The 9051-nt window shown below is 62.6% G+C and carries 8 protein-coding genes and 1 pseudogene; 8 read left to right on the top strand and 1 reads right to left on the bottom strand.

Annotated elements, in window-relative coordinates; genetic code table 11:
- From APH36_RS03050 to APH36_RS03020, 7 genes are all read left to right on the top strand, one after another.
- Nucleotides 1-495: HAMP domain-containing sensor histidine kinase (locus APH36_RS03050; RefSeq protein WP_177337072.1), on the top strand; the 495-nt coding region annotated here is incomplete at its 5' end.
- A gap of 145 nt (nt 496-640) precedes the next feature.
- On the top strand, nt 641-1927 hold the full coding sequence (locus tag APH36_RS03045; RefSeq protein WP_060497430.1) for an ABC transporter substrate-binding protein: 1287 nt from the start codon (nt 641-643) through the stop codon (nt 1925-1927).
- Nucleotides 1928-2060: 133 nt separating this feature from the next.
- Nucleotides 2061-2969 (top strand): carbohydrate ABC transporter permease, encoded by a 909-nt coding sequence (locus tag APH36_RS03040; RefSeq protein WP_019098213.1) that lies wholly within the window; start codon nt 2061-2063, stop codon nt 2967-2969.
- Nucleotides 2962-3807, top strand: coding sequence for a carbohydrate ABC transporter permease (locus APH36_RS03035; protein WP_060497429.1), 846 nt, complete (start codon nt 2962-2964; stop codon nt 3805-3807). The genes APH36_RS03040 and APH36_RS03035 overlap by 8 nt, the downstream gene beginning before the upstream one ends.
- A 3-nt stretch (nt 3808-3810) precedes the next feature.
- Nucleotides 3811-4965, top strand: coding sequence for an ABC transporter ATP-binding protein (locus APH36_RS03030; protein ID WP_060497428.1), 1155 nt, complete (start codon nt 3811-3813; stop codon nt 4963-4965).
- A gap of 41 nt (nt 4966-5006) precedes the next feature.
- Nucleotides 5007-6350, top strand: a complete 1344-nt coding sequence (locus APH36_RS03025) for a carbohydrate porin (RefSeq protein WP_060497427.1) — start codon at nt 5007-5009, stop codon at nt 6348-6350.
- Nucleotides 6351-6467: 117 nt separating this feature from the next.
- Complete coding sequence (locus APH36_RS03020) at nt 6468-7322, top strand: D-hexose-6-phosphate mutarotase (protein WP_060497426.1); 855 nt, start codon at nt 6468-6470, stop codon at nt 7320-7322.
- Here APH36_RS03020 and hexR read toward each other — a convergent pair.
- On the bottom strand, nt 7315-8178 hold the full coding sequence (gene hexR / locus APH36_RS03015) for a DNA-binding transcriptional regulator HexR (protein ID WP_169774905.1): 864 nt from the start codon (nt 8176-8178) through the stop codon (nt 7315-7317). The genes APH36_RS03020 and hexR overlap by 8 nt on opposite strands.
- 211 nt (nt 8179-8389) lie before the next feature.
- On the opposite strand from hexR, the pseudogene APH36_RS03010 reads away from it, so the two are divergent.
- Nucleotides 8390-9051: pseudogene (locus APH36_RS03010) on the top strand (glucose-6-phosphate dehydrogenase); the annotation flags it as partial.

The raw sequence follows: 9051 nt of genomic DNA, 5'->3' as shown, positions 1-9051 counted from the left end.
CTGGATGAGCTTGAACTGCTGGTCAAAGGCGCCTTGCAGTGTGTGAAAGACACCGACATCCACGAAAATATCGAGCCGGTGGACCTCAACCAGGTGCTGGAAATCCTGGCCGAGCCCTACCTGCGCGATGGCCGTATCACGGTTGAAGGCCGCGCGCTGGCGCCATACCCCGGCAAGCCGCTGGCGCTGCGCCGCTGCATCGGCAACCTGATCGACAACGCCATCAAGTATGGCGAGCGGGCACGGTTGCGCATCATCGACAGTGCCGAGGGGTTTGTGCTGCAGGTGGACGATCAAGGGCCGGGCGTGCCGCAGCAGCAGCTGGAGCAGGTGTTCGAGCCGCATTTCCGTCTGGCCGCGCAGCAGCAGGGTTATGGGCTGGGGCTGGGGATTGCCCGCAACATCGCCCACAGCCATGGGGGTGAGGTGAGCCTGCTGAACCTGAGGGAGGGTGGTTTGCGGGTGACCTTGTATCTGCCGCGTGGCGTGGAGTGAGTCTGTGTATGGCGTGCGCCGGCAATGTAACCAAACGATGACATTCACGCATCGCTTCGTTACCTGGCGAGGTGGGCAGTCTGTTTAGACTTCAAGCAACGCAAGCGCTCGACTTGCACGGTATAACAACAAGAAAGGTGCTTCGATGAATTCCACGCTCCGGCTCGCTGCCGCAATCTCCCTGGCTTCCCTACTCCCGCTCAGTGCCCACGCTGCCGAACCCAAAGGCACTGTCGAAGTCGTGCATTGGTGGACTTCGGGGGGTGAAAAAGCTGCTGCCGATGTGCTCAAGGCCCAGGTCGAAAAAGACGGCTTTACGTGGAAAGATGGTGCCGTCGCGGGTGGTGGCGGTGCCACGGCCATGACCGTGCTCAAGAGCCGCGCTGTAGCCGGCAACCCACCGGGTGTCGCGCAGATCAAAGGGCCTGACATTCAGGACTGGGCGGCCACCGGCTTGCTCGATGGCGATGTGCTCAAGGAGGTGGCCAAGGCCGAACAGTGGGACACACTGCTCGACAAGAAAGTCGCCGACACCGTGAAGTACGACGGTAACTACGTCGCCGTACCGGTAAACATCCACCGTACCAACTGGCTGTGGATCAACCCGGAAGTCTTCAAGAAAGCCGGTATCGACAAGGCGCCCACCACCCTTGACGAATTCTACGCCACTGCCGACAAACTCAAGGCTGCCGGCTTCATCCCGCTCGCGCATGGCGGCCAGCCGTGGCAGGACAGCACCGTGTTCGAAAGCGTGGTGCTGTCGGTAATGGGCGTTGATGGCTACAAGAAGGCCATGGTCGATCTCGACAGCGCCGCGCTGACCGGCCCGGACATGGTCAAGGCGTTGACCGAGCTGAAAAAGGTCGCCACCTACATGGACCCGGACGGCAAAGGCCAGGACTGGAACCTGGAAGCGGCCAAGGTCATCAACGGCAAGGCCGGCATGCAGATCATGGGTGACTGGGCCAAGAGCGAGTGGACCCTGGCGAAGAAAATCGCCGGCAAGGATTACCAGTGCGTGCCGTTCCCCGGCACCGAAAAGGCCTTCCTCTACAACATCGATTCGCTGGTGGTGTTCAAGCAGAACAACCCCGGCACGGCTGCCGGCCAGCAGGACATTGCCCGCAAGGTGCTGGGTGAGGACTTCCAGAAGGTCTTCAGCACCAACAAAGGGTCGATCCCGGTGCGTAACGACATGCTGGCCGACATGGCCAAGTATGGCTTTGATACCTGCGCGCAGGCGTCTGCCAAGGACTTCCTGGCGGATGCCAAAACCGGCGGCCTGCAGCCAAGCATGGCGCACAACATGGCCACCACGCTGGCCGTGCAGGGCGCGTTCTTCGATGTGGTGACCAACTACATCAACGACCCCAAGGCCGACCCGGCCGATGCGGCGAAGAAACTGGCGGCGGCGATCAAGGCTGCCCAGTAACCGCTATTCGCGGGCGAGCCCGCTCCCACAGGTCTGGCGCCCTGCCTAAGACCTGCGGCGAGCAGGGCCCATGTGGGAGCGGGCTTGCCCGCGAAGCGGTGCATCGCACCGCCATTACCTCGGAATCCGACCTATGACCACAACCACCGCCCAACTGCGGGCCTCACCCCTGGACGCGCTTCAGCGCTGGCTGCCCAAACTGGTGCTGGCACCCAGCATGTTCATCGTCCTGGTGGGCTTCTACGGCTACATCCTCTGGACCTTCGTGCTGTCCTTCACCACCTCGACCTTCCTGCCCACCTACAAATGGGCCGGCCTGGCGCAATACGCCCGGCTGTTCGACAACGACCGCTGGTGGGTGGCCAGCAAGAACCTGCTGCTGTTCGGTGGCCTGTTCATCGCCATCAGCCTGGCCATCGGTGTGTTGCTGGCAGTGTTGCTGGACCAGCGCATTCGCCGCGAAGGCTTCATCCGCACCATTTACCTGTACCCCATGGCACTGTCGATGATCGTCACCGGCACCGCCTGGAAGTGGCTGCTCAACCCCGGCATGGGCCTGGACAAGCTGCTGCGTGACTGGGGCTGGGAGGGCTTTCGTCTGGACTGGCTGATCGACCCCGACCGGGTCGTGTACTGCCTGGTGATCGCGGCCGTGTGGCAGGCCTCGGGCTTCATCATGGCGATGTTCCTGGCCGGCCTGCGCGGTGTCGACCCTTCGATCATCCGCGCTGCGCAAATGGATGGCGCCAGCATGCCGCGCATCTACTGGACCGTGGTACTGCCCAGCCTGCGCCCGGTGTTTTTCAGTGCGCTGATGATCCTTTCGCACATCGCCATCAAAAGCTTCGACCTGGTGGCGGCGATGACCGCTGGCGGCCCGGGTTACTCATCCGACCTGCCTGCGATGTTCATGTACGCCTTCACCTTCAGCCGCGGCCAGATGGGCATGGGCTCGGCCAGTGCCATTCTCATGCTCGGGGCGATCCTGGCGATCCTCGTGCCTTACCTGTACTCGGAGCTGCGGAGCAAACGCCATGCATAGCCCTGTCGAAAAGCCCGTGCTCAGCATGAGCCGTATCGCCATCCACGCGGTGCTGCTGCTGGCCGTGGCGCTGTACCTGGTGCCGCTGGTGGTGATGCTGCTGACCAGCTTCAAGTCCCCGGAAGACATCAGCACCGGCAACCTGCTGAGTTGGCCGCAGGTGATCACCGGCATTGGCTGGGTCAAGGCCTGGGGCACGGTCAGCGGTTACTTCTGGAATTCGATCATGATCACCGTGCCGGCCGTGCTTATCTCCACCGCCATCGGCGCGCTGAACGGCTATGTGCTGTCGATGTGGCGCTTTCGCGGCTCGCAGTTGTTCTTCGGCCTGCTGCTGTTCGGCTGCTTCCTGCCGTTCCAGACCGTGCTGCTGCCGGCCTCGTTCACCCTTGGCAAGCTCGGCCTGGCCAGTACGACTGGCGGCCTGGTGCTGGTGCACGTGGTCTATGGCCTGGCCTTCACCACGCTGTTCTTCCGCAACTTCTATGTGAGCATCCCCGATGCGCTGGTCAAGGCTGCACGCCTGGACGGTGCCGGCTTCTTCACCATTTTCCGCCGCATCATCCTGCCGATGTCCACGCCCATCATCATGGTCTGCCTGATCTGGCAGTTCACCCAGATCTGGAATGACTTTTTGTTCGGTGTGGTGTTCTCCAGTGGCGACTCGCAACCGATCACCGTGGCCCTGAACAACCTGGTCAATACCAGTACCGGGGCCAAGGAGTACAACGTCGACATGGCGGCGGCGATGATCGCCGGCCTGCCAACCCTGCTGGTGTACGTGGTGGCAGGCAAATATTTCGTCCGCGGGCTCACCGCCGGCGCGGTCAAGGGGTAAGTCATGGCAACGCTCGAACTTCGCAATGTGAACAAGACCTACGGCAGCGGCCTGCCGGATACCCTCAAGGACATCCAGCTGTCGATCAAGGATGGCGAATTCCTGATCCTGGTCGGCCCCTCCGGCTGCGGCAAATCGACCTTGATGAACTGCATCGCAGGCCTTGAGCAGATTACCGGTGGCGCGATCCTTATCGATGACCAGGATGTCAGCGGCATGAGCCCCAAGGACCGCGACATCGCCATGGTGTTCCAGTCCTACGCGCTGTACCCGACCATGAGCGTGCGCGAGAACATCGAGTTTGGCCTGAAGATCCGCAAGCTGCCCCAGGCCGCCATCGACGAAGAGGTTGCGCGGGTGGCCAAGCTGCTGCAGATCGAGCACCTGCTGGCGCGCAAGCCGGCGCAGCTGTCCGGTGGCCAGCAGCAGCGCGTAGCCATGGGGCGGGCGCTGGCGCGGCGGCCGAAGATTTACCTGTTCGACGAACCGCTGTCCAATCTCGATGCCAAGCTGCGCGTCGAGATGCGCACCGAAATGAAGCTGATGCATCAGCGCCTGAAAACCACCACCGTGTACGTCACCCATGACCAGATCGAGGCCATGACCCTGGGCGACAAGGTGGCGGTGATGAAGGACGGCATCATCCAGCAGTTCGGCACCCCCCAGCAGATCTACAACGACCCGGCCAACCAGTTTGTCGCCAGCTTCATTGGTTCGCCGCCGATGAACTTCATTCCGGTGCGCCTCACGCAGCAGGAGGGGCGCTTGTTGGCCGTGCTCGACAGCGGCCAGGCACGCTGCGAGCTGCCCTTGGGCGTAGCCGGTGACGAACTGGAGGGCCGCGAGATCATCCTCGGCATCCGCCCCGAGCAAATTGCCTTGGGCACCGTCGAGGGCAACGGCCTGCCGGGCATTCGTGCCGAGGTGCAGGTAACCGAGCCCACCGGGCCAGACCTGCTCGTATTCGTCACCCTCAACCAGACCAAGGTGTGCTGCCGCCTGGCGCCCGATGTGGCGTGCCGGGTGGGGGACACCCTCAGCCTGCAATTCGACCCGGCCCGGGTGCTGCTGTTCGACGCCCAAAGCGGCGAACGCCTGCACCTGGCCAGCACTGCAGCAGCTGCAAAGGACAACGTGGCTCACTTCAAAGGCCGTTGACTCGTCTACACCATCAATAAGAAAAAAGAGGACGCAAAGGGATGGAACAGCGCAAACGCATCAGGACATTGGGCTCGCTGGCATTGCTCGCCGTTGTCGGCAGCAGCGGCGCGCAGGCTGCCGAGGCCTTTTCCAGCGAATCGAAATGGATGACCGGCGATTGGGGCGGCACCCGCACTGAGCTGCTGGAGAAGGGCTACGACTTCACCCTCGACTACGTCGGCGAGGTGGCCGGCAACCTTAACGGCGGCTACAACGACGACAAGACAGCGCGCTACAGCGATCAGTTTGCCCTTGGTGCACACCTGGACTTGCAAAAGATCCTTGGCTGGCACGATGCCGAGTTCAAGCTGGCGATTACCGAGCGCAGTGGCCGCAACCTGTCCAACGACCGTATCAGCGACCCACGCGCCGGGCAGTTCAGTTCGGTGCAGGAGGTGTGGGGCCGCGGCCAGACCTGGCGCCTGACCCAGATGTGGTTCAAGCAGAAATACTTCGACGGTGCGCTGGATGTGAAGCTCGGCCGGTTCGGCCCGGGCGAGGACTTCAACAGCTTCCCGTGCGACTTCCAGAACCTGGCCTTCTGCGGCTCGCAGGTGGGTAACTGGGTGGGCGGTATCTGGTACAACTGGCCGGTCAGCCAGTGGGCGCTGCGGGTTAAATACAACATCACCCCGGAATTTTTCGTCCAGGTCGGTGCCTTCGAGCAGAACCCCTCCAACCTGGAAACCGGCAACGGCTTCAAGCTAAGCGGCAGCGGTACCAAGGGCGCGATCCTGCCGGTCGAGGCGGTATGGTCTCCCAAGGTCAATGGCCTGCCGGGCGAGTACCGCCTGGGCTACTACTACAGCACGGCCAAGGCCGACGATGTCTACGACGACATCAACGGCAACCCCCAGGCGCTGACCGGCGAGGCCTTCAAGTCCCACTCCAGCAAGCATGGCTGGTGGGTGGTGGCGCAGCAGCAGGTCACTGCCCATGCGGGTGACGTCAACCGTGGCCTTAGCCTGTTCGCCAACTTCACCGTGCACGACAAGGCCACCAACGTGGTCGACAACTACCAGCAGGTGGGGCTGGTCTACAAAGGCGCCTTCGATGCCCGGCCCAAGGACGACATCGGCTTCGGCGTGGCGCGTATTCATGTGAATGACGACGTGAAGAAGCGTGCCGAACTGCTCAATGCCCAGAGCGGTATCAGCGATTACGACAACCCAGGCTTCGTGCCGCTGCAGCGCACCGAGTACAACGCCGAGCTCTATTACGGCTTTCACGTCACCAACTGGCTGACCGTGCGGCCCAACCTGCAGTACATCAAGAGCCCTGGCGGGGTGGACGAGGTGGACAACGCGCTGGTCGCAGGATTGAAGATTCAGTCGTCATTCTGAGGGCAATTGTTGTAAATTTACGCCAATCCCTTTTCGGTTTCCGGCACCCACTGGCCTGCAGTGGGTGTCAGGGATAGGCCGAGACAGCGCTATCTCAAACAACAAGAGCTCTGAACCATGCCCGAACATCCGCTCCATCGCTTCTTTTCCTCGCAGCGGCCCAGGCCGATATTCGAGTGGGAGCGTTACCAGCAGCGCGATGTGCTGATCATCGATCACCCCCGTTGCCAGGCGGTATTCAGTCGCCAGGGCGCGCAACTGCTGCACTTTCAGCCAGCGGGTGAGCGCCCCTGGCTGTGGTGCGCCGAGCAGTGGCCGCAGGTGGGGGCGATCCGTGGTGGCGTGCCGGTGTGCTGGCCGTGGTATGGCCGCCACCCCAGTGAGGATTTGTGGCCAGCCCATGGCTGGGCACGGTTGCTGGACTGGAAGCTGGTGGACAGCCGCGAGGACGAGGAGGGCGTGACCCTGAAATGGCGGCTGGACCTGTGTGACTGGCAGGTAGACCTGCATGCCCGGCTGGGTAGCCGCATGGAACTGAGCCTGAGCACCGAACATCAGGACAGCGAACCCTGCCAGTTGAGCCATGCGCTGCTAGCCTACTGGCGCATCAGTGACGTGTCCGAGATAGCGCTGTCCGGGCTTGAGGACATCGAAGGTTACGACCGCTTGAACCGCCAGGCCTGCCGAGAAGATGGCGCGCTGAAGCTCAAAGGGGGCTGCCAGAAGGTCTACCCCGGCACACCGCGTGTGCAACTGCAGGACCCGGCCTGGCAGCGTGAGCTGTGCATCGATACGGGGGACAGCGACGACACCGTGGTCTGGCACCCGGGCAACCGCCCGTTGATGGGCGTGACCGGGCGTGAATGCCAACGCTTCGTCTGTGTCGAGGCCGCCAGCGGCAGTGGCGAGGGCCTGAGCCTGGCGCCGGGGCAGCGTGCCCACCTGCGCTTGCAGGCGCACCGGCTCAGTTGAGTTCGTCGTCCTCGATCGGGTAGCGGCTGGCGTTCAGGCTTTCCTTGATCTTGCGCAAGTGTGGCTGGAAGTCCACGCCGCGGCGCAAGGTCATGCCGGTGGCCAGCACATCGAGCACCGTCAGCTGGATGATCCGCGAAGTCATCGGCATGTAGATGTCGGTGTCTTCCGGCAGCGGAATGTGCAGGCTCAGGCTGCAGGCGTTGGCCAGTGGCGAGCCGGCGGCGGTCAGGCCCAGTACCGAGGCGCCGTTTTCACGGGCCAGGCGTGCCACTTCGACCAGTTCGCGGGTGCGCCCGGTGTAGGAAATGATCACGAACAGGTCGCCGGTGTGCGCCACCGAGGCCAGCATGCGCTGCATCAGCACGTCAGCATGGGCCGACACGGCCAGGTTGAAGCGGAAGAACTTGTGCTGCGCGTCCAGGGCTACCGGCGCCGAGGCGCCCAGGCCGAAGAAGTGGATCTGCCGGGCCTGGATCATCATGTCCACGGCGCGGCTGACCTGTTGCGGGTCCAGTTGCTGGCAGGCGCTGTCGAGCGAGGCGATGGCACTGGCGAAGATCTTCTGGGTGTAGGCGGCCGGGTCATCGTCGGCCTCTACTGCGCGGCTGACGTAGGCGGCGCCGCTGGCCAGGCTCTGTGCCAGCTGCAGCTTCAGTTCGGGGTAGCCGCTGACGCCGAACGAGCGGCAAAAGCGGTTGACGGTCGGTTCGCTGACCTTGGCCGCCTGGGCCAGCGCAGCAATGCTGAAACGGGTCGCTTGTTGCGGGTTGAGCAGGATGACTTCGGCGACTTTGCGTTCGGCCTTGTTCAGCTCGTCGAGGCGTCCCTGGATCTGCTCCAGGAGGTTTCGCACGCGGTCCATGGGTGTGTCCTTGGGTCGGGAAGACAGCCGGCTGTGGAAGCAGCAGGCTTTTTGCACGGTCGTCTATCGTACTGTCGGCGCGGTTGGCGTACCACTTGTCTGTAACACTTGTGTGTAATGTTGTGGTTTTTACTACATTATCCCTTGAAAACCGCATGTGAAAGCGGTATTCCTAGACCAACTTTAGGAAAGAACCAACATCATGGCTGCGATCAGTGTCGAACCTTGCACCTTTGCCCTGTTTGGCGCCCTCGGCGACCTGGCATTGCGCAAGCTGTTTCCTGCGCTTTACCAGCTTGACCGGGCCAACCTGTTGCACCCGGACACCCGCCTGTTGGCGCTGGCCCGCGAAGCCGGCAGCGCGCAGGAGCACCTGAACAGCATCGAGGCGCACCTGCGCCGGCATGTGCCCGAGGCGGATATCGAGCCAGCAGCGCTGGGACGCTTTCTCGCCAGGCTGAAATACCAGCATCTGGATTTTCTTCAGCCCGAGGGCTATCAGGCCCTGGCCGAGCAATTGCCAGGCGAACTGCCGCTGATCGCTTACTTCGCCACGGCGGCAGCGGTGTATGGGGCAATCTGTGAAAACCTCGACAAGGCCGGGCTGGCCCCGCGCACCCGTGTGGTGCTGGAAAAGCCTATTGGCCACGACCTGGAGTCGTCGCGTCGGGTCAACGATGCCGTAGCACGGTTCTTCCCCGAAAGCCGGGTTTACCGTATCGATCACTACCTGGGCAAAGAGACGGTGCAAAACCTCATTGCCCTGCGTTTCGCCAACAGCCTGTTCGAAACCCAGTGGAACCAGAATTCCATCTCCCATGTGGAGATCACCGTCGCCGAAAAGGTCGGTATCGAAGGCCGCTG

Origin of the sequence: Pseudomonas sp. NBRC 111133 (genome assembly GCF_001320605.1) — a bacterium.
Taxonomy (GTDB): Bacteria; Pseudomonadota; Gammaproteobacteria; order Pseudomonadales; family Pseudomonadaceae; genus Aquipseudomonas; species Aquipseudomonas monteilii.
This window is presented reverse-complemented; position numbering and strand designations above follow the sequence as displayed.

Bases quoted from the DNA above. Each gene is read 5' to 3' on its own strand.
- APH36_RS03045 (WP_060497430.1), top strand. From the start codon at position 641: ATGAATTCCACGCTCCGGCTCGCTGCCGCAATCTCCCTGGCTTCCCTA.
- APH36_RS03040 (WP_019098213.1), top strand. From the start codon at position 2,061: ATGACCACAACCACCGCCCAACTGCGGGCCTCACCCCTGGACGCGCTT.
- APH36_RS03035 (WP_060497429.1), top strand. From the start codon at position 2,962: ATGCATAGCCCTGTCGAAAAGCCCGTGCTCAGCATGAGCCGTATCGCC.
- APH36_RS03030 (WP_060497428.1), top strand. From the start codon at position 3,811: ATGGCAACGCTCGAACTTCGCAATGTGAACAAGACCTACGGCAGCGGC.
- APH36_RS03025 (WP_060497427.1), top strand. From the start codon at position 5,007: ATGGAACAGCGCAAACGCATCAGGACATTGGGCTCGCTGGCATTGCTC.
- APH36_RS03020 (WP_060497426.1), top strand. From the start codon at position 6,468: ATGCCCGAACATCCGCTCCATCGCTTCTTTTCCTCGCAGCGGCCCAGG.